General features: G+C 63.2%; 19 protein-coding genes and 2 pseudogenes. 12 read left to right on the top strand and 9 right to left on the bottom strand.

What is annotated here, in order from left to right:
• The first annotated feature begins 214 nt into the window (after positions 1-214).
• On the top strand, positions 215-1,153 hold the full coding sequence (locus AC05QJ_RS26210; protein ID WP_476744137.1) for an iron-sulfur-binding ferredoxin reductase: 939 nt from the start codon (positions 215-217) through the stop codon (positions 1,151-1,153).
• Between the two features lie 147 nt (positions 1,154-1,300).
• On the opposite strand, the gene pyk is transcribed toward AC05QJ_RS26210, so the two are convergent.
• Entirely contained in the window at positions 1,301-2,752 is a 1,452-nt protein-coding gene (gene pyk, locus AC05QJ_RS26205) for a pyruvate kinase (protein WP_476744136.1), read from the bottom strand.
• Positions 2,753-2,997: 245 nt separating this feature from the next.
• Here pyk and AC05QJ_RS26200 point away from each other — a divergent pair, with 245 nt between their 5' ends.
• From AC05QJ_RS26200 to sbcB, 3 genes are all read left to right on the top strand, one after another.
• Positions 2,998-3,384 (top strand): tetratricopeptide repeat protein, encoded by a 387-nt coding sequence (locus AC05QJ_RS26200; RefSeq protein ID WP_476744135.1) that lies wholly within the window; start codon positions 2,998-3,000, stop codon positions 3,382-3,384.
• A gap of 146 nt (positions 3,385-3,530) precedes the next feature.
• Positions 3,531-3,890 (top strand): PilZ domain-containing protein, encoded by a 360-nt coding sequence (locus AC05QJ_RS26195; protein ID WP_476744134.1) that lies wholly within the window; start codon positions 3,531-3,533, stop codon positions 3,888-3,890.
• Between the two features lie 40 nt (positions 3,891-3,930).
• Positions 3,931-5,358, top strand: coding sequence for an exodeoxyribonuclease I (gene sbcB, locus AC05QJ_RS26190; RefSeq protein ID WP_476744133.1), 1,428 nt, complete (start codon positions 3,931-3,933; stop codon positions 5,356-5,358).
• A 77-nt stretch (positions 5,359-5,435) separates the two neighbouring features.
• Here the strand turns inward: sbcB and mvaT are convergent, their stop codons facing one another.
• The gene (gene mvaT / locus AC05QJ_RS26185) at positions 5,436-5,816 is read right to left on the bottom strand and encodes a histone-like nucleoid-structuring protein MvaT (protein ID WP_476744132.1); all 381 of its coding nucleotides are present in this window, start codon (positions 5,814-5,816) and stop codon (positions 5,436-5,438) included.
• Between the two features lie 309 nt (positions 5,817-6,125).
• Here mvaT and purU point away from each other — a divergent pair, with 309 nt between their 5' ends.
• Together purU and AC05QJ_RS26175 are read left to right on the top strand one after the other, a co-directional pair.
• On the top strand, positions 6,126-6,977 hold the full coding sequence (gene purU, locus AC05QJ_RS26180) for a formyltetrahydrofolate deformylase (protein WP_476744131.1): 852 nt from the start codon (positions 6,126-6,128) through the stop codon (positions 6,975-6,977).
• Positions 6,978-6,995: 18 nt separating this feature from the next.
• Positions 6,996-7,259 carry a hypothetical protein gene (locus AC05QJ_RS26175; RefSeq protein ID WP_476744130.1) on the top strand — a complete coding sequence of 88 codons (264 nt, stop codon included), beginning with the start codon at positions 6,996-6,998 and terminating at the stop codon, positions 7,257-7,259.
• On the opposite strand, the pseudogene AC05QJ_RS26170 reads toward AC05QJ_RS26175, so the two are convergent.
• The 5 genes and pseudogenes from AC05QJ_RS26170 to AC05QJ_RS26150 all read right to left on the bottom strand — a co-directional run.
• Positions 7,230-8,045, bottom strand: a pseudogene (locus AC05QJ_RS26170) (lysylphosphatidylglycerol synthase transmembrane domain-containing protein); the annotation flags it as partial. The gene AC05QJ_RS26175 and the pseudogene AC05QJ_RS26170 overlap by 30 nt on opposite strands.
• A 71-nt stretch (positions 8,046-8,116) precedes the next feature.
• Complete coding sequence (locus AC05QJ_RS26165) at positions 8,117-8,890, bottom strand: DUF2334 domain-containing protein (protein ID WP_476744129.1); 774 nt, start codon at positions 8,888-8,890, stop codon at positions 8,117-8,119.
• Positions 8,883-10,007 (bottom strand): glycosyltransferase family 4 protein, encoded by a 1,125-nt coding sequence (locus AC05QJ_RS26160; protein ID WP_476744128.1) that lies wholly within the window; start codon positions 10,005-10,007, stop codon positions 8,883-8,885. The genes AC05QJ_RS26165 and AC05QJ_RS26160 overlap by 8 nt, the downstream gene beginning before the upstream one ends.
• 143 nt (positions 10,008-10,150) lie before the next feature.
• On the bottom strand, positions 10,151-10,915 hold the full coding sequence (locus tag AC05QJ_RS26155) for a methyl-accepting chemotaxis protein (protein ID WP_476748010.1): 765 nt from the start codon (positions 10,913-10,915) through the stop codon (positions 10,151-10,153).
• 90 nt (positions 10,916-11,005) lie between these two features.
• Positions 11,006-11,968, bottom strand: a pseudogene (locus AC05QJ_RS26150) (cache domain-containing protein); the annotation flags it as partial.
• A 228-nt stretch (positions 11,969-12,196) separates the two neighbouring features.
• On the opposite strand from AC05QJ_RS26150, the gene AC05QJ_RS26145 reads away from it, so the two are divergent.
• Positions 12,197-13,672 carry a helicase HerA-like domain-containing protein gene (locus AC05QJ_RS26145; RefSeq protein WP_476744127.1) on the top strand — a complete coding sequence of 492 codons (1,476 nt, stop codon included), beginning with the start codon at positions 12,197-12,199 and terminating at the stop codon, positions 13,670-13,672.
• A gap of 60 nt (positions 13,673-13,732) precedes the next feature.
• Here the strand turns inward: AC05QJ_RS26145 and AC05QJ_RS26140 are convergent, their stop codons facing one another.
• Complete coding sequence (locus tag AC05QJ_RS26140; RefSeq protein ID WP_476744126.1) at positions 13,733-15,205, bottom strand: inorganic phosphate transporter; 1,473 nt, start codon at positions 15,203-15,205, stop codon at positions 13,733-13,735.
• 325 nt (positions 15,206-15,530) lie between these two features.
• The gene (locus AC05QJ_RS26135) at positions 15,531-15,731 is read right to left on the bottom strand and encodes a hypothetical protein (RefSeq protein WP_476744125.1); all 201 of its coding nucleotides are present in this window, start codon (positions 15,729-15,731) and stop codon (positions 15,531-15,533) included.
• A 550-nt stretch (positions 15,732-16,281) separates the two neighbouring features.
• Here AC05QJ_RS26135 and pcaR point away from each other — a divergent pair.
• The 5 genes from pcaR to pcaF all read left to right on the top strand — a co-directional run bounded on the left by pcaR (position 16,282) and on the right by pcaF (position 21,926).
• Positions 16,282-17,157 (top strand): pca regulon transcriptional regulator PcaR, encoded by an 876-nt coding sequence (pcaR, locus tag AC05QJ_RS26130; protein WP_476744124.1) that lies wholly within the window; start codon positions 16,282-16,284, stop codon positions 17,155-17,157.
• Between the two features lie 278 nt (positions 17,158-17,435).
• Positions 17,436-18,782, top strand: coding sequence for a 4-hydroxybenzoate transporter PcaK (pcaK, locus tag AC05QJ_RS26125; protein ID WP_476744123.1), 1,347 nt, complete (start codon positions 17,436-17,438; stop codon positions 18,780-18,782).
• 305 nt (positions 18,783-19,087) lie between these two features.
• Positions 19,088-19,948, top strand: coding sequence for a CoA transferase subunit A (locus tag AC05QJ_RS26120; RefSeq protein WP_476744122.1), 861 nt, complete (start codon positions 19,088-19,090; stop codon positions 19,946-19,948).
• Positions 19,945-20,724 (top strand): CoA-transferase subunit beta, encoded by a 780-nt coding sequence (locus AC05QJ_RS26115; protein WP_476744121.1) that lies wholly within the window; start codon positions 19,945-19,947, stop codon positions 20,722-20,724. Before AC05QJ_RS26120 ends, AC05QJ_RS26115 begins: the two co-directional genes overlap by 4 nt.
• The gene (gene pcaF, locus AC05QJ_RS26110) at positions 20,721-21,926 is read left to right on the top strand and encodes a 3-oxoadipyl-CoA thiolase (RefSeq protein WP_476744120.1); all 1,206 of its coding nucleotides are present in this window, start codon (positions 20,721-20,723) and stop codon (positions 21,924-21,926) included. Before AC05QJ_RS26115 ends, pcaF begins: the two co-directional genes overlap by 4 nt.
• Positions 21,927-21,948: the final 22 nt, after the last annotated feature.

Below are 21,948 nucleotides of genomic sequence, written 5' to 3'. Positions count from 1 at the left end.
GGCCGAGGTGTCGAAACGACCTTTCAGAAGCGCCGCGACAATATGTCCGACGCAAAAAAGGCGCGGCAGTATAGCGCGCCTCTGCGTTTGGTTCACGCACCAGCGGTCCAACCATGGTCGGTGATCGCAAGGCATCGATTTTGCTGGTCGCTCTGGCTTGTGCCGAGTTACACGCCTAGATTGGCGAGTGAATGTTCCCAGGAGATGAATAGCAATGCCTGAGCTGCATGTGGGCGAGCGCCACTGGTCGGTGGCGAGCGGCAGCAACCTGCTCGACGCCCTCAACGATGCCGGCTGCAACGTGCCCTACAGCTGCCGCGCTGGCAGTTGCCACGCCTGTCTGGTGCGCTGTGTCGAGGGCGAGCCCCTGGATGCCAGTCCTTCGGCGCTCAGCCTGGTGCAGCGGGACGCAGGCTGGCGCTTGTCGTGCCAGTGCCGGGTGGCGACGGACCTGCGGATCGAGCTGTTCGACCCGCGCCGCGACGGCCAGCCGGCCCGGGTGCTGGCGGCGGACTGGTTGGGCGGCGACGTTCTGCGTTTACGCCTGCAACCGTTGAACGGCCTGCGCTATCAGGTGGGGCAGCATGTGCTGCTGTGGAATGCCGAGGGCGTGGCCCGGCCGTACTCGCTGGCGAGCGTGCCGGGCGAGGATCCGTGGCTGGAGTTTCATATCGATTGCCGACAGCCGGGAGCGTTCTGTTCTTCGCTGCGCGGGTTGCTGGTGGGGGACGAATTGCGCCTGGGTGACCTGCGTGCCGGCGCGCTGCACTACGATCCGGACTGGCAGGAGCGGCCGCTCTGGCTGCTGGCGGCCGGCACCGGGCTTGCGCCGTTGTGGGGCATCCTGCGCGAGGCGTTGCGCCAGGAACATCGCGGGCCGATCCGGGTTCTGCATCTGGCACGGGACGGCGAGGGGCATTACCTGGCTGAAGCATTGAGGAAGAAGGCGGCGCTGCATCCGCAGTTGCAGGTGGAACTGCTGACGCCGACCGAGTTGCCGATGGCGTTGTCGGCGCTGCGGGTGCAGTCACGACAGACGGTGGCACTGGTGTGTGGGGCGCCGGGGAGTGTGGAGGAATTCTCGCGCCGGCTGTTCCTGGCGGGGGTGCCGCGCAACCAGGTGTTCTCCGATCTGTTTGTGGGGCACGCCTGACGAATCAGGGTGGGAGCGGCTTCAGCCGCGATCGGCCACAAACCGGTACTCCCACAAAGATCTGAACTGCTCAGGCAGTGACCGATGCCTCAAGGCAAACAAAAACGCCCGGCTCAAAGCCGGGCGTTTTCATTGACAGCAGCAGGGTCAGACCAGTGGATCGCCCACGTGCAGGATCTTCATGCCATTGGTGCCACCGATGGTGTGGTAGCTGTCACCCTTGGTCAGGATCACCCAGTCACCCTGCTCGACGACGCCGCGTTTGAGCAACTCGTCCACCGCAGCCTGGCTGACTTTTTCCGGCGGCAGTGCGGCCGGGTCGAACGGCACGGTGTAGACGCCGCGGAACATGGCCACGCGGGCCTGGGTTTCGCGGTGCGGGGAGAAGGCGAAAATCGGGATCGAGGAACGGATCCGCGACATGATCAGCGGGGTGTAGCCGCTTTCGGTCAGGGCGATGATCGCCTTGACACCCGGGAAGTGGTTGGCGGTGTACATGGCGGCCAGCGCGATGCTTTCGTCGCAGCGGCTGAACTGGGTGCCCATGCGGTGGCTGGAAGTCTTGCTGGTCGGGTGCTTTTCAGCGCCGAGGCAGATCCGCGCCATGGCCTGGACCGCTTCGAGCGGGTAGGCACCAGCGGCACTTTCGGCCGACAGCATGACGGCGTCGGTGTAGTCCAGTACGGCGTTGGACACGTCGGACACTTCCGCGCGGGTCGGCATCGGGTTCTGGATCATCGACTCCATCATCTGGGTCGCAACGATCACCGCCTTGTTGTGACGACGTGCGTGCAGAATGATCTTCTTCTGGATGCCCACCAGCTCGGCATCGCCGATTTCCACGCCAAGGTCGCCACGGGCCACCATCACCGCGTCACTGGCACGGATCAGGCCATCGAGGGTCTCGTCGTCGGCCACGGCTTCGGCGCGTTCGATCTTGGCCACCAGCCAGGCGGTGCCGCCGGCTTCATCGCGCAGGCGACGGGCGTATTCCATGTCGGAAGCGTCGCGAGGGAAGGACACGGCCAGGTAGTCCAGGTCCATCTCCGCAGCCAGCTTGATGTCGGCCTTGTCTTTCTCGGTCAGGGCCGGTGCGGTCAGGCCGCCACCCTTGCGGTTGATGCCCTTGTGGTCGGACAGCGGACCGCCGATCAGTACCACGCAGTGCAGGGAGTCTTCGGTGGCCGTCTCGACGCGCATGACCACGCGGCCGTCATCGAGCAGCAGTTCGTCACCGACACCGCAATCCTTGACCAGGTCCGGGTAGTCGATACCGACGATTTCCTGAGTGCCGGAGGTCAGCGGGTGCGCGGTGGAGAAGGTGAAGCGGTCGCCCACTTTGAGTTCGATACGCTTGTTGGCGAACTTGGCGATACGGATTTTCGGACCTTGCAGGTCGCCCAGCAGCGCCACATGGCGGCCGTGGCGAGCAGCGGTCTCACGGATCAGCCGGGCACGGGCCTTGTGCTCGTCCGGGGTGCCGTGGGAGAAGTTCAGGCGGGCGACATCCAGGCCGGCGAGGATCAGCTGTTCGATTACTTCCGGTGAATTGCTGGCGGGGCCGAGGGTGGCGACGATTTTGGTACGGCGGATGGTCATGCACAGACTCCTGTAGTGAAGCGCAGCGAAAGGCTACTCCGGAAAAACGCTGTAGTCATTGTTCCTTTGCACTACCTTGGGAGGGGGCAGGGAGGCGTTTGAACGGGCTGCGCAGCTGCAAGCTACAAGCGGCAAGTTACAAGAAAGAGCGAAGCGGTTTTTCACATGGCGCTTGAGGCCCGACGCCGAAGACTGAAGAATTGCTTCCAGTGGCCGATACAGTGCCTGTCAAAGGAGATCCCCCCATGCGAGCCCTTATTGTCCTGGCGCTGGCGACCAGTGTCGTCGGCTGCACCCGCTGGTCCATGGACCACCATCTGAACAATGCCTACCGCGCCTACGACCGGGGCAATTGCGAGCGCGTGATGCTCGAGCTGTCCCAGGTCGATCGCACCAGCCGCGCGCGCCCGTTCATCCGGCCGGAAGCCTCGCTGTTGCGCGGGCAATGCCTGGAGCGGCAGAAGCTGTTCGTCGATGCGGCGCAGACCTATCAGTTCATCATCCAGCAGTACCCGGGGAACGAGTACGCCTACCGTGCCAGGGCCCGCCTGCAGACGCTGGAGCAACTGGGGCACTACCGCGCCGGTGATCCTGCGCTGACCAGCCCGGTGGTGGCGGCGCCTCTGCGCTGATCCGGCAACCGGACATTTTGCTGTGGAACCTTTGTACCAGTCTGCGCTACTCTCAATGAAACAGACTGTGTACAAAGAGCGTGCACCTGTACAAGAGCGGCACTAGCGCGACCCTGCTCTAAGGGTTATCCATTGCGATCCTTGCCATGTATACCGAGCGCCGAATAGAGCGTCACCTGCTCCCTTGTTTCCTCAAGGTATTCAACCGTTTCACCGACCAGCCCATCGGTTATCTGGGCAATGCGTCGGAGGACGGCCTGATGCTGATCAGCACCTTGCCCCTGCTGGTCGGGCCTGATTTCGAATTGCAGCTCAGGATTCCCGGTCGTGCCGGTACGTGGCAGCGGGTCAACCTGACAGCCAGTTGCCTGTGGTGTCACGAAGACGAAAGCCCGGGCTTCTACGACTCCGGTTTCATGCTGTTGCAGGCGCCGCGGGAGTACGACCAGCTGGTTGCGGCCTTGCGCGCCTATTTCAGTTTCCGGCCGTTGGGCGCGTCGGCATAAGGTAGACTCCGGCGACTTCCCCGTTCAGGACGACGCCGCTTTGAGCTCCATTTTCTGGCACGACTACGAAACCACCGGCATCAACACACGCTGCGACCGGCCGTTGCAGGTCGCGGGCGTGCGCACGGATCTGGACCTCAACGAGATCGAGGCGCCGGTGAACCTGTTTTGCCAGCCCAGCGACGATATCCTGCCGCATCCGGCCGCCTGCCTGATCACGGGCATCACTCCGGCGCAACTGGCCCGGGACGGCCTGGCAGAGGCTGACTTCATGACCCGGGTGCATGCCGAGCTGTCCCGTCCCGGTACCTGTGGCGCGGGCTACAACACACTGCGTTTCGACGATGAGGTGACCCGCTACAGCCTCTACCGCAATTTCTTCGACCCCTATGCCCGGGAGTGGCAAGGCGGAAACAGCCGCTGGGACCTGATCGATACCGTGCGGACTGCCTATGCGCTGCGGCCCGAGGGGATCCAGTGGCCGGAGGTGGAGGGCAAGGTCAGCCTGCGCCTGGAACTGCTCAGTGCAGCCAACGGCATCGATCATGGCCAGGCTCACGAGGCGCTGTCGGATGTACGCGCGACCATTGCCCTGGCCCGCCTGATCCGGCAGAAACAACCGAAGCTGTATGACTGGCTGTTCGCACTGCGCAGCAAGCATAAAGTGCTGGAGCAGATCCGCCTGTTTCAGCCGCTGGTACATATCTCAGGACGTTTTTCGGCTGCACGCAATTACCTGGGTGTGGTGCTGCCGCTGGGCTGGCATCCGGTCAATCGCAACGCCCTGATTGTTTGCGATCTTCAGCAGGACATTGCGCCATTGTTGACGGAGGATTCCGAAGTATTACGAGCGCGTTTATACACGCGGCGTGAGGAAATGCCTGACGGACAGTTGCCAGTTCCACTCAAGTTGGTCCATATCAACCGTTGCCCGGTTGTCGCGCCAATGTCGGTATTGCGCGAGGAAGATCGGCAGCGACTGGGCCTGGATATGTCACTCCTGCGACAGCGAAGTGAAGCGCTGATTGCGTCGAAAGCCGAGTGGGAAAATAAATTGGCGTCAATTTATTCTTCGGGGGAGTTCGAGCCGAGCGAAGACCCTGAACAACAGCTATATGACGGATTCTTCGGTGAGCGTGATCGTCGTCTGTGCGAGCAGGTACGCACTGTCGACCCGGCTCAATTGGCCAATGGACGCTGGATGTTCGACGATCCGAGGTTGTCCGAGTTGTTGTTCCGATATAGAGCGCGAAACTTTCCTACAACCCTGAGTGAAGAAGAGAAGTCGCAGTGGCGAGCGTTCTGCCAGCAGCGCCTGACTCAGGAATCGATGGGGGCGCCGCATACGCTGGCGGCGTTCGAAGCGGCTCTGGCGGAGGCGCTGGCGCACAGCGATGGTGCACAGAAGGGGCTGTTGCTGGAATGGCGACAGCACGCGCAGGGCGTCAGGCAGCGCCTGGGTCTGTAATCTTTGTAAAGAATTGGTAAATAAAAAAACGCCAGCGAATGCTGGCGTTTTTTATGAAGGCAACCGACTGCGAGGAATTAGTCCAGCAGGGTGGCCCAGCCTTCAACTACATCACCGCCCCACTTGGCTTTCCACTCTTTGAGGGTCTTGTGGTTGCCGCCTTTGGTTTCGATGATTTCACCGTTGTGCGGGTTCTTGTATTGCTTGACCTTGCGGGCACGTTTGGTGCCGGCAGGTTTGGCTGCTGCGCCGCGAACTGGCTTGTTCAGTTTGGCATCCGGGTCCAGCAGGGCAATGATGTCACGCAGGGATTTGCTGTAGGTCCCCATCAGCTCGCGCAGCTTCTTTTCGAACTCCAGCTCTTTCTGCAGCTTTTCGTCATCGGCCAGGTTCTTGAGGCGTGCTTGCAGTTCTTTGATGGCTTCTTCGGTGGCGCGATATTCGTTGATCAGGGACATGCGGCGTTCCTTGGATTAGGTAGTTCGAGATAAACAGTGAGGCAATAATAGTCAGACTATTTGCTCAAGTAAACCGGCAAGTGTGAACGTTGCAAATGTTTAATCGGCGGGCAGATTGTCGAGATAGACATTTACAAAAAGCCACGGGGAATTGCGGAGAACTTATTTAATGCGCAAAGCGATCGCCCGCAGGAGTGTCCGTCAGGCCCTGGCGCCGGCCGGCGTGAGGCCGGGCATCACATCGATACTGTAGTTTTGCCGGGCAATCGTTAGAATGTGCGCCTTTGCGAAGTTCTGGAGTCTCCCTGCATGCGTACCTATCGGTTGGTGATCGCTTGTCCCGACGGTGTCGGCATCGTCGCCAAAGTCAGTAATTTCCTGGCGTCCCATAATGGCTGGATCACCGAAGCGAGCCATCACTCCGATGACTTGAGCGGCTGGTTCTTCATGCGTCACGAAATTCGTGCCGATAGCCTGCCGTTCGATCTGGAAGGATTCCGCGAGGCGTTCGCGCCCATCGCCGAAGAGTTTTCGATGACCTGGCGCATCACCGACACCGATCAGAAAAAGCGTGTGGTCCTGATGGCCAGTCGCGAGTCCCATTGCCTGGCCGACCTGTTGCACCGCTGGCACAGCAATGAACTGGACTGCGACATTCCCTGCGTGATCTCCAACCACGACGACCTGCGCAGCATGGTCGAGTGGCATGGCATTCCGTTCTACCATGTGCCGGTCGATCCGAAAGACAAGCAGCCGGCCTTCACCGAAGTGTCGCGCCTGGTCAGCCAGCACAGCGCCGATGTCGTGGTGCTCGCCCGCTATATGCAGATCCTGCCGCCACAGTTGTGCCAGGAATATGCCCAGCAGGTCATCAACATCCATCACAGCTTCCTGCCATCCTTCGTCGGCGCCAAGCCGTATCACCAGGCCTCCCTGCGTGGGGTGAAGCTGATCGGCGCGACCTGCCACTATGTCACCGAAGAGCTGGATGCCGGTCCGATCATCGAGCAGGACGTGGTGCGCGTCAGCCACAGTGACAGCATCGAAGACATGGTGCGTTTCGGCCGTGACGTCGAGAAGATGGTGCTGGCCCGCGGCCTGCGTTATCACCTCGAAGACCGCGTGCTGGTGCACGGCAACAAGACCGTCGTGTTCAACTGATCCTGCGAGGGCGCAGCGATGACCGATCCCCTGGACAAAGCCGCCGCCCATGCCCCGCCCACGTTGGGTGAGGGCTGCCTGAGCCGTTATGACCCCGAAGCGCTGAGCAGCGAGGACGGCACCGAGTTTCCCGGTGCCGCCGAGCTGTGGCAGGCGCAGTCAGCGGGAGATCTTTTCCAGCAAGGGCCTGCCGAGCAGACACAGGAACACCGGTCCGCCAGCGACCAGGTAGAAGTAGTAGGTGACCACCCGCCATACCAGCACGGCCGCCGCAGCGGTTGATTTGCCCACCATCGGCGTGAGCAGCGTCGCCGACGTCAGTTCCGCCGCGCCGGCGCCGCCTGGCAACAGGCTGAACTGACCCGCACTCAACGAGAGCACCTGCACCAGGAAGCTCGATACCCACTGCAGATTCCCGCCCAGCCCGATCAACACCAGGTACAGTACGCTGTAGCGCAGCGCCCAGTGCAGGCAGGTCAGGCCGAAGACCAGGATGAGCGTGCGCCGCGGCAGGTGCAACGTGGCGCTGAAGGCACGGAAGAAGTTCAGCAGGCGACGTGCCCAGCGCCGTCGCACCTGCGGGCGCACGCGCAGGCGTTTCAGCAGGCGGCCATTGAAACGCATCAATGGACGCCGCCAGCGCACCAGCATCAGGCTCAGTCCGAGCGCGCCCAGCATCAGCGCCGCGCTACCCACCAGCATCCCCTCGACGCTGCTGCCGAGACGGTGGAACAGGGTGTAGACGACGATGCCCAGCACCGCGCAGAGAAAGAACAGCAGGTCATTCAACTGGTCCATGGCGAACACCGCGCCGCTGTGGGCCGGGCGTACACGGTCTCGGGACAGCAGTGCCATCAGCGTCAGCGGGCCGCCGCTGCCGCCTGGTGTGGTGCAGATGGCGAACTCGGTGGCCATGACCACCCCGACACTGCGCAGGCGGCCGATCCGTTCGCCCTGGCTGCCCAGCAGCAAGCGCAGGCGCAGGGCATTGAGGGTCCAGCACAGTACGATCATCGCGAACAGCGCCAGCAACAGGACCGGAGGGAAGCGCTCGAGCCGCGTCAGCATCTCGCTGCCGCCGAGCAGGACCGGCACCAGCGCCGCCATCACCAGCGCCGCCAGCAGCCAGCCGATCCGGCTCACGGGCCGGGCCTGCTGGCCAGCCAGGCCATTTTGGTCATCGGGGCGCGCCCGTCTTCCAGCAGCCGCTGCAGTGTGTCCAGCCAGTAGCGCCGGGAAAACCCGTGGCGCATGTCCACCGGGTGCAAGCCCAGGCGCAGGGTGCTGGCCTGGCGCTGGCGGTGTTCCTGAACCGAACACACCAGTCTCGACAGGCCGCGGCGCCAGCTGCTGCGGGCACTCCAGACCAGCCCGGGGGCGTTGATACGGGTAAAGTCCGGCAGGCGATACAGGTGCTGCGGATCGCTGGTGTAGCGCAACGGCAACTGGCGCAGCGCCTGGCGGGTACCGTCGCTCATCAGCCAGGCGGGGGCAACGAAGCCGGTGACAGGCCAGTTCATCCGCTCGAAGACCTCAAGACCGGCGCTCAGTCGTCGCAGCGCACGCTCCTGGCTCAGGGCGTGGAACTCGCCCTCCCAGGTGTAGATGCGGCGCATGAAGTACTCGCGGGGCGAGCGTGGTGGCGGGCCGTCGTCGGCGTGGAAGTAACCGTGCAGGGCCAGTTCGTCGCCCCGCAGCAGACGCTGTTCCATGTGCTGGCGAAAGCCGGGTGCGTGCTCCACGGCGTTGCGTTTGTGGAAGTCGGGGACCACCAGCAGCGTCATGGGAATCCGGCCCAGGGCGTCCACCGCCTCGACGAAGGGCTGGTAGTCCGGCCAGGTTTCCGGGGCGACGTCGTGCAGTACCAGCAGCACGCTGCGTTCGGTGTCGTGCAGGGTGTGTGGCTCAGGCATGGGCGCGTACCGGCAGGTCGCTGTAGCCCAGCACGGCGCGGTAGTGCTCCAGCAGGCCGCTGACCACGCTGTCCCAACTGTAGTGCTGTTCCACATGACGCCGTGCGGCCAGGCCGAGTGGTGTCACTCCGCGCTCGAAGACCTGGTGCACGGCGCTGGCCATCGCCAGGCCGTCACCCGGCGCACAGAGCTGGCCGCAGGCAGGGTCGACGATCTCGCGGAAGGCTCCGGCGGCAACGGCGACCACCGGCGTGCCGCTGGCCATCGCCTCGAGGATCACCAGACCGAAGGTTTCCTGGTCGCCGGCGTGCACCAGCAGGTCGGCGCTGGCCAGCAGGCGAGCGACTTCGACTGCCGGGCGGAAGCGGTCGAATACCGTGACATTCTCCGGCACGCTGGCCGGCATGTGCGAGCCCACCAGCAGCAGGTGGTACGGCTTGCCCAGGCGTTGCATACAGTCCAGCAGTACCGGCAGGTTCTTTTCCCGCGAGCCGCGTCCGGCGAAGACCAGCAGGCGAGTGTCGTCGGCCAGGCCGAGTTCGGCGCGCAGGCCGGGATCACGATGCTCGGGGTGGAAGGTGACGAGATCGACACCCAGGCGCTGCACATGGACGTTGTCGATACCCAGCCGGCGCAGTTTGTGCGCCATCACCTGACTGGGCGCCAGGACCCGGTCGAAGTTGCCGTACAGCTTGCTGACATAGGCTTCGACATTCGGCGTGAACCAGTTGCCCATGCGGTTGCTCACCAGCAGCGGCAGGTCGGAGTGGTAGAAGCCGATCACCGGCACGTCCAGGCGCCGGCGCGCGCCCAGGGCGGCCCAGGCGGTCAGGTAGGGATCGCCGACCTCGATCAGGTCCGGCTGGAGTTCATGCAGGACGTTGCACCAGGGCGTCAGGCGCAGGGGAAAGCGGTAGCCGTTGCCGAAGGGCAGCGGCGGGGCAGGGACTTCGTGGATACCGTTGGCATGGCGGGCACTGGGGCCGGGGATCAGCAGGCTGTGACGGACATTCGGGATCAGACCCAGGCGGCGGTGTTTGGCATCAAGGTAGGTACGCACTCCGCCGCTGGCGGGGGCGTAGAACATGGTGATGTCGGCGATATGCACGATCAGCATCCCTCCGGGATCGTCTTGTGGACAGTCGCGCGGCGGACGGGCGGCCGCGATGACGCGCCTTAAAGTTGACCTTCTGGAAGAATAGTTTGTTCGATTTGTTACAGAGGTGTCCGGCGGCATTGCGCCGCCGGACGGGGAGGGGGTCAGATGCGGAAGCTGCCGACCAGATGCTTCAGGCGTCCGGCCTGTTCTTCCAGGTCGGCGCAGGCGCGCAGGGTCGACTGCAGGTTCTCGACGCCTTCCTGGTTGAGCATGTTGATTTCATTGATGTCCATGTTGATCGAATCGACCACGGCGGTCTGTTCCTCGGTGGCGGTAGCCACCGACTGGTTCATGCCGTCGATCTCGCCGATACGCTGGGTCACGCTGTTCAGGCGCTCGCCGGCCTGGTTGGCGATGCTTACGCTGTCGTGACTATGGCGCTGGCTCTGGCCCATGGTTTCCACCGATTCGCGGGCTCCGACCTGCAGCTCTTCGATCATGTTCTGCACCTGCTGCGCCGACTCCTGGGTGCGGTGTGCCAGGTTGCGCACCTCGTCGGCCACCACGGCGAAGCCGCGACCGGCCTCGCCGGCACGGGCGGCCTCGATGGCGGCGTTCAGCGCCAGCAGGTTGGTCTGCTGGGAAATGCTGGTGATCACTTCGAGAATCTGACCGATGTTGACGGTCTTGCTGTTGAGCGTCTCGATGTGGGTGCTGGAGGTCGAGATCATGTCCGACAGCCGGTTCATCGCTTGGATGCTGCGGTCCACCACTTGCTGGCCTTCTTCGGCCAGGTGACGGGCTGAACTGGCCTGTTGCGACGCCTGGGCCGCGTTATGGGCGATTTCCTGGGCGGCGGCGCCGAGCTGGTTGATTGCCGCGGCGACGCTGTTGGTGCGGTTGCTCTGCTCATCGGAGTTGACCATCGACGAGTTGGAGGCACTGACCACCCGCAATGCGACTTCGTTGACGTGCTCGGTGGCCGAGGCCACTTCGCGGATCGACTCGTGGATGCGGCCGACGAAGTGGTTGAAGGCTTTGCCGAGCATGCCGAATTCGTCGTGGTTGTGGATGTTCAGCCGGCGGGTCAGGTCGCCTTCGCCCTGGGCGATACCTTCCATGGCCTTGATCATGGTGTGCAGCGGTCGCATCAGTACGCTGATCAGCAGGCCCAGCAGGCCGATGATGAAGCCCACGGCAATAATCGTGGCAACTACCGCCGAAGTGCGGAACTTGCTCAGCATTGCGTAGGCTTTGTCTTTATCAACGGACAGGCCGATGTACCAGTTGGCCGAAGGCAGGCCCTTGACCTGGGTGAAGCTGAGGATGCGGGTCTTGCCGTCCAGTTCGACTTCCACCGGGTCCTTGGTCAGGCGCGGGGTGTTCTGCGGGAACACGTCGGTCATGGATTTCATGGTCAGGTCTTTGTTCGGGTGTACCAGGATCTTGCCCTGGTCGTTGACCAGGAAGGCGTAGCCCATGCCACCGAAGTTCAGCGAGTTGATGATTTCCACCAGGCCGTCCAGCGACAGGTCGCCGCCCACCACACCGACTTCGCTCGATACCGGCGAAACGATGGAGATCACCATCTTGCCGGTGCTCATGTCGATATAGGGTTCGGTCAGGATGGTCTTGCCGGCGGCCAGGCCGTCCTTGTACCAGGGGCGCACGCGTGGATCGTAGCCGTCAGGCATCTTCATCGGCGGACGAATGGTGAAGTCACCGTTGGGGTGACCCAGATAAATAGTGAGGAAACTTGAAGTCAGGGCTTTCTGGCCGAGCAGATTGCCAACGTTCTGCGGGTCGGCGGCAATATTCTGTACAGCGTTTTCCACCAGCAGGATGCGGCCATCGAACAGGTTCTTGATATTGGTCGCGGTGGTGTCGCCCATTTCCTGAAGATAGTTCTCCAGGTTTTCGCGAATCGCATTACGCTGCAAGTAGTCGTTGTATAGCGTGAACAGGCTGAACGCGATCATGACGATCAGCGAGGCGGCCAACAAAATCTTGTGGCTGAAACGGAGGTTTTTATTCATGGCGTGTTGGGTCCGCTAAGGTCTTGATATCCGGGTCGTTCGCACGAAAGAGCAGCGTGAAAGCAGCGTATGTCCCATTTCCTTGTCGGGCTTTTCCTCACTTTCAGGTAATCAATCACACTTCGGTATCGGCTGATTCACACCAAAGCTTTATATGGAGGATGAAAAAACATGGCGGATTCTTCGCAGTTCGTTCTCGGCGGCGACCTTGCCGGCAAACCGGTCTCCCAGGCCCTGCGCCTGGCCAATCGCCATGGTCTGGTGGCGGGTGCGACAGGTACCGGCAAGACCGTGACGCTGCAGCATCTGGCCGAAGCCTTCAGCGATGCCGGAGTGGCGGTTTTCGCCGCCGATGTCAAAGGTGATCTGTGCGGCCTGGGCGCCGCGGGCAACCCTCAGGGCAAGGTCGCCGAACGGATCGCCGGCATGCCCTGGCTGAACCATCGGCCGCAGGCGTATCCGGTCACCTTGTGGGATATCCATGGCCAGTCGGGTCATCCGTTGCGCACCACCTTGAGTGAAATGGGCCCGCTGTTGCTGGGCAACCTGCTGGAACTGAACGACAGCCAGCAGGCCGCGCTGTACGCCGCGTTCAAGGTGGCGGACCGTGAGGGCCTGCTGTTGCTGGATATCAAGGACCTCAAGGCGCTGCTCGGACACCTCAAGGACAACCCCCAGGTGCTCGGCGAAGATGCCGCGTTGATGACCAGCGGTTCGACCCAGGCCCTGTTGCGGCGCCTGGCGACCCTGGAGCAGCAGGGCGCCGAGGCGTTGTTCGGCGAGCCGGCCTTGCAACTGGAGGACTTGCTGCACCCCGCTGCCGATGGCCGTGGGCGTATCCATCTGCTCGATGCCAGCCGTCTGGTCCACGAGGCGCCGAAGGTCTACGCCACCTTCCTGCTGTGGCTGCTGGCCGAACTGTTCGAGCAACTGCCCGAACGCGGTGATGCCGACAAGCCGCTGCTGGCACTGTTCTTCGATGAGGCACACCTGTTGTTCAGCGGCACGCCGAAGGCGCTGCAGGACCGTCTGGAGCAGGTGGTGCGACTGATTCGCTCCAAGGGCGTCGGGGTGTATTTCGTCACCCAGTCGCCGGGCGACCTGCCAGACGACGTGCTGGCGCAACTGGGCCTGCGCATCCAGCATGGCCTGCGTGCGTTCACTGCCAAGGAACAGAAGTCGCTGCGGGCGGTGGCGGACGGTTTTCGTCCGAACCCGGTGTTCGACACCCTGGCGGTGCTGACCGAACTGGGCATTGGCGAAGCGCTGGTGGGCACGCTGGAAGAGAAGGGCACGCCGGCCATGGTCGAACGGGTGCTGATCGCGCCGCCGCAATCGCGGATCGGCCCGCTGAACGAGACGGAGCGGGCCGCGCTGATTGCGGTGTCGCCGTTGGTGGGGCGCTATGACAAACCCATCGATCGCGAGTCGGCCTATGAAATGCTGATGGCCCGCAAAGGCGAGGCCGCTGAACCTCCAGCGGCCGCCCAGAAAGAAGAAGAGAGCCTGGCCGACAAGGCGGGGGAGTTCCTGCAAAGCGCAGCGGGGCAGGCGATCAAGTCGGCGGTGCGGCAGGCGGCCAACCAGTTTGGCCGGCAGTTGGTGCGGGGGCTGATGGGGTCGTTGCTGAGCAGCAAGCGCCGTTGACCTTCCTGCAGACATGAAAAAGGCGCCCCGCAGGGCGCCTTTCTTTTGTGCGTTGATGCGTCAGCTCATGGCTTTGGTCGCGATCCAGAACAGCGCCGCTGCCAGGCCCATCGACGCCGGCAGGGTCAGGACCCAGGCCAGCAGGATGGTCTTGACGGTGCCGCCTTGCAGGCCGCTCTTGTTGGCCACCATGGTACCGGCCACACCCGAGGACAACACATGGGTGGTCGAAACCGGCAGGCTGAAGATGTTGGCCGCGCCAATGGCGCAGGCAGCGGTGATCTGCGCCGACATGCCTTGTGCGTAGGTCATGCCTTGCTTGCCTATCTTCTCGCCGATGGTCAGTACCACGCGCTTCCAGCCGACCATGGTGCCCAGGCCCAGGGCCAGGGCGACAGCCAGAATCACCCAGAACGGGGCGTATTCGGTGGTGGCGGTCAGGTCCTTGCGCAGTTTTTCCAGGTCGGCTTTCTCGCGAGCCTGCAGGCCCGGCAGCTTGCCGACTTTCTTCGCGGTGTCATCCAGGCAGAGCAGGTAGCGGCGGACTTCGACGCGCTGCTCGGCGCCGAGGGCGCGGTAGTCGGTGACGCCCGCCAGCGATTGCTGCAGTGCGGCGATGGTCGGTTCGGTCTGGTGCGGGTTGCAACTGAACTGCTCCGGCAGATCGCCCTTGGCAGCCTTGCCCAGCGCGAGGAACTCGCCGAGGGTGTCGTGGTTGCGCTCGTAGAACTGGCTCAGGTGCAGGGTGGCGTCGCGGGTCCGCTCGATCTGGTAGGTGGTGCTGCTCAGGTCGAGTACGAACTGGGACGGCACGATACCGATCAATACCAGCATGATCAGGCCGATGCCTTTCTGACCGTCGTTGGAGCCGTGGACGAAGCTCACGCCCATGGCCGACATGATCAGTACCAGGCGGTTCCAGAATGGCGGGTGCTTCTTGTCGTCGAGCATGCGGCGCTGTTCCGGCGTCTTGTGCATCTTCGACAGCGGGCGCCACCATTTCAGGCCGAGCAATACCAGCGCGGCCACGGCGAAGCCGGCCATGGGCGAGAGCACCAGCGACATGCCGATGTCGATCGCTTTCTGCCAGTTCACGCCGTCACCCAGCGGAATGTCGTTGAGCAGGGCGTTGGCCAGGCCCACGCCGAGGATCGAGCCGATCAGGGTGTGCGAACTGGACGCCGGAATGCCGAAATACCAGGTGCCCAGGTTCCAGGCGATGGCTGCGGCCAGCAGCGAGAAGACCATGGCCAGGCCGTGTCCGGTGTTGACGTTGATCAGCAGTTCCACCGGCAACAGGTGAACGATTGCGTAGGCGACACCGACGCCGCCCAGCAACACGCCGAGGAAGTTGAAGACACCGGAAGCGAACACCGCCAGTTGGGGCGGCATGGCTTTGGTATAGATGACTGTCGCGACCGCGTTTGCGGTGTCATGAAAGCCATTGATGAACTCGAAGGCGAGTACGAAGGTCAAGGCGAGGATGAGGCTCACCAGTACCCACGCATCAAGTCCGCTGAATAATTCGATCATGAAGGTTTTCTGACCCGGTCATAAGGGGGCGCGATTATGCCAGAAATCCCCGGTAATCAATGCACTGGCTGCCGACCGGTTGAGCGCTTCAGCTAAAGTTCCGTTCCGGCGGGCGGACAGACGGTAGCCGGAAAATCTCGCGAAAAAGCGCTGAAAATGTGGATTTATGATGGCAACGAGATGAATACGGGATGTCAGAAAGGTTTCAAACGAACGTATGAAATTTGTGAGAATCCGTTACGGTTTCATCTTCTGACGCGCAATGATGGACCCGCGGCACCTGTTCAAGGTGCCGGGACGGTCGTGCATCAACTGAGGACTGCCGTCAAGGCTCGTCGGGTTTGCGCTCCTGCTCGATCTTGCGCAGTTCTTCGGCGAACACCTGATCCATGACCGTGGCACGTTTGCGCCAGGGCTTGCGTTCCGGGTCGGGCTGAGCGGCATAAGTGGTGACTTCACCGCCGTAAACTTCCTTGTAACGTTGTTCCTGGCGCTCAAGTTCCGCGCGCAGTTCGTCTTTCGTCACAGTGCTACCTGTTGATCAAAGTTTGACGCTGGCTTTTTCGCGAGGCTGTTAGTGCAGTTTGCATAACGCGCACGCGGCTACGTTGCCAGTGTGTTAACGGCTGTCGCAGCAACAGTCTTTCAGAGGGTGTCAACGCCTGCGGGCGTCTGGCACCGGGATCCGACATATGTAAATGAGGATCCAATCACGATTTGGCCCGGGCGGGCGGCGTCGGTTGCCGGATTATAGCAAGCGAGTTGCGCAATCGTATCGGTCAAACAAGTCCTGCAAGTATAGACATTGCAACAAGGGGCAATGGTTCCAACGATTATGCATGAAGGATATATCCGCCGGTAAGTGCAGAAAAACCATCCGCCGGGGATTGAATGAAAAACGGCCTCGCTGGTGAGCGAGGCCGTGCCTGGGACTTCTACGGTGGGTACCTGACCAGTCTCTCCAAGAAGCCACATGTGGCCGGGGAAAGGTATAAGCAATTGAGGTCAGCGGTCAATTGCGATTATCGGTCGATGGTTCGATAATCGCCCTCGTGAGTGTGTGACCGAGGTGAGTCATGAGCGATGAAGTAACACCCAAGGGACCTGGCCTGAACGACAACGTGCGCAGTTCCTTCGCGTCCCTGGCGCCGCCGATCGTGGCGTCGCCGGCCCGGCGCATCCAGGCGTTTACCGGTGACCCGGATTTCATGACCTCTCTGGCCCGGGGGCTGGCGGTGGTGCAGGCGTTCCAGGAGCGCAAGCGGCACCTGACCATCGCCCAGATCAGCCACCGCACCGAGATCCCGCGGGCGGCGGTGCGCCGCTGCCTGCATACGCTGATCAAGCTGGGTTATGCCACCACCGACGGGCGCACCTATTCGCTGCTGCCCAAAGTGCTGACCCTCGGCCACGCCTACCTGTCTTCCACGCCACTGGCCGTATCGGCGCAGCCGTACCTCGACCGCATGAGCGACCAGCTCCACGAGGCCTGCAACATGGCCACCCTGGAGGGCGACGACATTCTCTATATCGCCCGTTCGGCGACCGTGCAGCGGCTCATCTCGGTGGACCTGTCCGTGGGCGGGCGGTTACCGGCCTATTGCACCTCCATGGGACGCATCCTGCTGGCGGCGCTGGACGATGCGACCCTGCACGAATACCTCGAGCACGCCGACCTGCAGGCCAAGACCAGCCGCACCATCCACGATCCGCAGGCGCTGCTGGAGTGCCTGCAGGTCGTGCGTCAGCAGGGCTGGTGCATCGTCGATCAGGAACTGGAGCAAGGCCTGCGCTCCATTGCCGTGCCGGTCTACGATGCTTCCGGCCAGGTGCTGGCAGCGCTGAACGTCAGCACCCACGCCGGCCGGGTCAGCCGCAGCGAGCTGGAGCAGCGTTTCCTGCCGATCATGCTCGCTGCCAGTCGCGACCTCAGCGCGCAGCTTTTTGCCTGAGCCGCTGAATCCTGTTCGATAAACGCACACTGTTGCGTTTATCGAATTGCGCGGTGTCGGGCGCCTTATTAATGTCCCTCGCAAGGTTGGTCCGCCCCGACTGTCAATAATAATGAGCGAGAGACATCCCTTATGACCCGCACGCCTTCCTCCTGCTGCCCGTCTCCCTGCCGACGATGCGCACGTCCCTGATTCACCCCTGACTACACTGATCCGCTTTCGCTACTCACGCGCACGCCTGCACGGTGCTCGCGCGCGCTTCTCTGGATAAAAAAATAATGAACAGTCCGCACGCCCCAATCGGAACGCCCCTGGATGTCCAGTCGTTCATCAATGCCCAGCCCCTGTCGCGCTACCAATGGCGCGTGGTGATCCTGTGTTTCCTGATCGTTTTCCTTGACGGCCTCGACACGGCTGCCATGGGTTTCATCGCTCCGGCGCTGTCCCAGGACTGGGGCATCGACCGCGCCAGCCTGGGCCCGGTGATGAGCGCCGCACTGATCGGCATGGTCTTCGGTGCCCTGGGTTCCGGCCCGCTGGCTGACCGCTTCGGCCGCAAGGTGGTGCTGGTGGGCGCAGTGGTGCTGTTCGGTGCCTTCAGTCTGGCGTCGGCCTACAGCACCAACGTCGATCAGTTGCTGGTGCTGCGCTTCCTGACCGGCCTGGGTCTCGGCGCCGGCATGCCCAACGCCACCACGCTGCTGTCGGAGTACACCCCCGAGCGTCTGAAGTCGCTGCTGGTGACCAGCATGTTCTGCGGCTTCAACCTGGGCATGGCCGGCGGCGGTTTCATCTCCGCCAAGCTGATCCCGGCCTACGGCTGGCACAGCCTGCTGCTGATCGGCGGCCTGCTGCCGTTGCTGCTGGCGGTGGTGCTGGTGTTCTGGCTGCCGGAGTCGGCGCGTTTCCTGGTGGTGCGCAACCGCGGCATCGAGAAGATCCGCAAGACCCTGGCGCCCATCGAGCCAGCGACCGTGGCCCAGGCCAGTGCCTTCACCGTGCCGGAGCAGAAAATCGTCAAGAGCCGCAATGTGCTGGCGGTGATCTTCTCCGGCACCTACAGCGTCGGCACGCTGCTGCTGTGGCTGACCTACTTCATGGGCCTGGTGATCGTCTACCTGCTGACCAGCTGGCTGCCGACCCTGATGCGTGACAGCGGTGCGAGCATGGAGCAGGCCGCCTTCATCGGCGCGCTGTTCCAGTTCGGCGGCGTGCTCAGCGCCGTCGGTGTGGGTTGGGCCATGGACCGCTTCAATCCGCACAAGGTCATTGGCACCTTCTACCTGCTGGCGGGTGTGTTCGCCTACGCCGTGGGCCAGAGCCTGGGCAACATCACGCTGTTGGCGACCCTGGTGCTGATCGCCGGGATGTGCGTGAACGGCGCGCAATCGGCCATGCCGTCGCTGGCGGCGCGTTTCTACCCGACCCAGGGCCGTGCCACCGGTGTGTCGTGGATGCTCGGTATCGGCCGCTTCGGCGCGATTCTCGGTGCCTGGATGGGCGCGACCCTTCTGGGGTTGGGCTGGAACTTCGAGCAGGTGCTGACGGCGCTGGTGATCCCGGCCGGTCTGGCGACCGTGGCGGTGATCGTGAAGGGCGTGGTGAGCCACGCCGATGCGACCTGATATCTGATCCTTTGACTCTCTGAAGGGCCCATCGCTGGCAAGGCCAGCTCCGACAGGACTCGTGTCCGGCGCAGATTCTGCGAATGCCCGGAGAGCCTTGTGGGAGCTGGCCTTGCCAGTGATAGGGCCCTGAAGAACCCCACAAATATCCCCTTGTTAACGCTTTAACAATCCGTTCGATAATCGAACGTTAAGCCGATTATCGGATTGAACGGCACTCAGCCCCGCCTTAATCTGGATTCATACCGGCGCCGCCCCATGCGCCTTGAAACCGACCCCCGACTCAGCACATCCAGGAGTCTTCCATGGCTGAAATCCTCTCGCTCCACGACGCCGTGAAGCAGTTCGTCCACGACGGTGACAGCGTTGCCCTTGAAGGCTTCACACACCTGATTCCGACCGCCGCCGGGCATGAAATCATTCGTCAGGGCAAGAAGGATCTGACGCTGGTACGCATGACCCCCGACCTGATCTATGACCAGTTGATCGGTGCCGGCTGCGCGAAGAAGCTGATCTTCTCCTGGGGCGGCAACCCGGGTGTCGGTTCCCTGCACCGTCTGCGCGACGCCGTCGAGAAACAATGGCCGCACGCCATCGAGATCGAAGAGCACAGCCACGCCGACCTGGCCAACGCCTACGTCGCCGGTGCCTCCGGCCTGCCGTTCGCCGTGCTGCGTGCCTACGCCGGTTCCGATCTGCCGAAGGTCAACCCGCTGATCAAGAGCGTCACCTGCCCGTTCACCGGTGAAGTGCTGGCCGCGGTGCCGTCGGTTCGTCCGGACGTTACCGTGATCCACGCCCAGAAAGCCGACCGCAAGGGCAACGTGCTGCTGTGGGGCATCCTCGGCGTGCAGAAGGAAGCGGCCCTGGCGGCCAAGCGTTGCATCGTCACTGTCGAAGAGATCGTCGACGACCTGCAGGCACCGATGAACGCCTGCGTCCTGCCGACCTGGGCCCTGTCCGCAGTGTGCCTGGTACCGGGTGGCGCCCACCCGTCCTACGCCCACGGCTACTACGAGCGTGACAACCGCTTCTACCAGGCCTGGGACCCGATCGCGCGCAGTCGCGAGACCTTCACCGCCTGGATCGATCACTACATCCGCGGCACCGCCGACTTCAACGACTTCAAGGCAAAACTGGCCAGCGCTTCGGAGGCTGCACAATGAGCTACTCCACCAATGAAATGATGACCGTCGCCGCCGCTCGTCGCCTGCGCAACGGCGCCGTCTGCTTCGTCGGTATCGGCCTGCCGTCCAAGGCCGCCAACCTGGCCCGCCTGACTTCCTCGCCGGACGTGGTGCTGATCTACGAATCCGGTCCGATCGGCGCCAAGCCGAGCGTGCTGCCGCTGTCCATCGGTGACGGCGAACTGGCCGAAACCGCCGACACCGTGGTGCCGACCGGCGAAATCTTCCGCTACTGGCTGCAAGGCGGCCGTATCGACGTCGGTTTCCTCGGCGCTGCCCAGGTCGACCGCTTCGGCAACATCAACACCACCGTGGTCGGTGACTACTTCGCACCCAAGACCCGCCTGCCGGGTGCCGGTGGCGCGCCAGAGATCGCCGGTTCCGCCAAGCAAGTGCTGATCATCCTCAAGCAGTCGCCGCGTGCCTTCGTCGACAAGCTGGACTTCATCACCTCCGTCGGTCATGGCGAAGGCGGCGATTCGCGCAAGCGCCTCGGTCTGCCGGGCGAAGGGCCGGTGGGCATCATCACCGACCTGTGCATCATGGAGCCGGAAGCCGGCACCAATGAGTTCGTCGTCACCTCGATCCACCCGGGCGTGACCCGCGAGCAGATCGTCGCCGCCACCGGCTGGGCGATCCGTTTTGCCGATGACGTGCAAACCACCGTCGCCCCGACCGAGGTCGAGCTGGGTGCCCTGCGCGACCTCGAAGCCCGCACCGCCAAGGCCCACGGCCAGGCACCAGGAGAAGCGTGATGCGTGACGTATTCATCTGCGACGCGATTCGTACCCCTATCGGCCGCTTCGGCGGTGGCCTGGCCGGCGTGCGCGCCGACGACCTGGCCGCCGTGCCGCTGAAGGCGCTGATCGAGCGCAACCCGACCGTGCAGTGGGACCAGATCGACGAAGTGTTCCTCGGCTGCGCCAACCAGGCCGGTGAAGACAACCGCAACGTGGCGCGCATGGCGCTGCTGCTGGCCGGTCTGCCGGAAAGCGTGCCGGGGGTGACCCTCAACCGTCTGTGCGCTTCGGGCATGGATGCGGTGGGCACGGCCTTCCGCGCCATCGCCAGCGGCGAGATGGAGCTGGCAATTGCTGGCGGCGTCGAGTCGATGTCCCGTGCGCCGTTCGTCATGGGCAAGGCCGACAGCGCCTACTCGCGCAACATGAAACTGGAAGACACCACCATCGGCTGGCGTTTCATCAACCCGCTGATGAAAGCCCAGTACGGCGTCGATGCCATGCCGCAGACCGCCGACAACGTGGCCGATGACTACAACGTCTCCCGCGCCGACCAGGACGCCTTCGCCCTGCGCAGCCAGCAGCGCACCGCCGCGGCCCAGGCTGCCGGTTTCTTCGCCGAAGAGATCGTGCCGGTGCGTATTGCCCACAAGAAGGGCGAGACCGTCGTCGAGCAGGATGAACATCCTCGCGCCGAGACCACCCTGGAGGCCCTGACCAGGCTCAAGCCGGTCAACGGCCCGGACAAGACCGTCACCGCCGGCAACGCCTCGGGCGTCAACGACGGCGCGGCGGCGATGATCCTCGCCTCGGCCGAAGCGGTGAAAAAACACGGCCTGACTCCGCGCGCCCGCGTGCTCGGCATGGCCAGCGCCGGTGTGGCGCCACGGGTGATGGGTATCGGCCCGGTGCCGGCGGTGCTCAAGCTCACCGAGCGCCTGGGTGTGGCGGTTTCCGATTTCGACGTGATCGAACTCAACGAAGCCTTCGCCAGCCAGGGTCTGGCAGTGCTGCGCGGCCTCGGTCTGGCTGACGATGCTCCGCAGGTCAACCCCAACGGAGGCGCCATCGCCCTCGGCCATCCGCTGGGCATGAGCGGTGCGCGACTGATCCTCACCGCCTTGCACCACCTGGAAAAAACCGGTGGCCGCAAGGGGCTGGCGACCATGTGCGTCGGCGTCGGACAGGGCCTGGCCCTGGCTATCGAGCGCGTGTAAAACCAATGACCCCGGACGGGCG

Source organism: Pseudomonas sp. TUM25319 (genome assembly GCF_056388475.1).
This window is presented reverse-complemented; position numbering and strand designations above follow the sequence as displayed.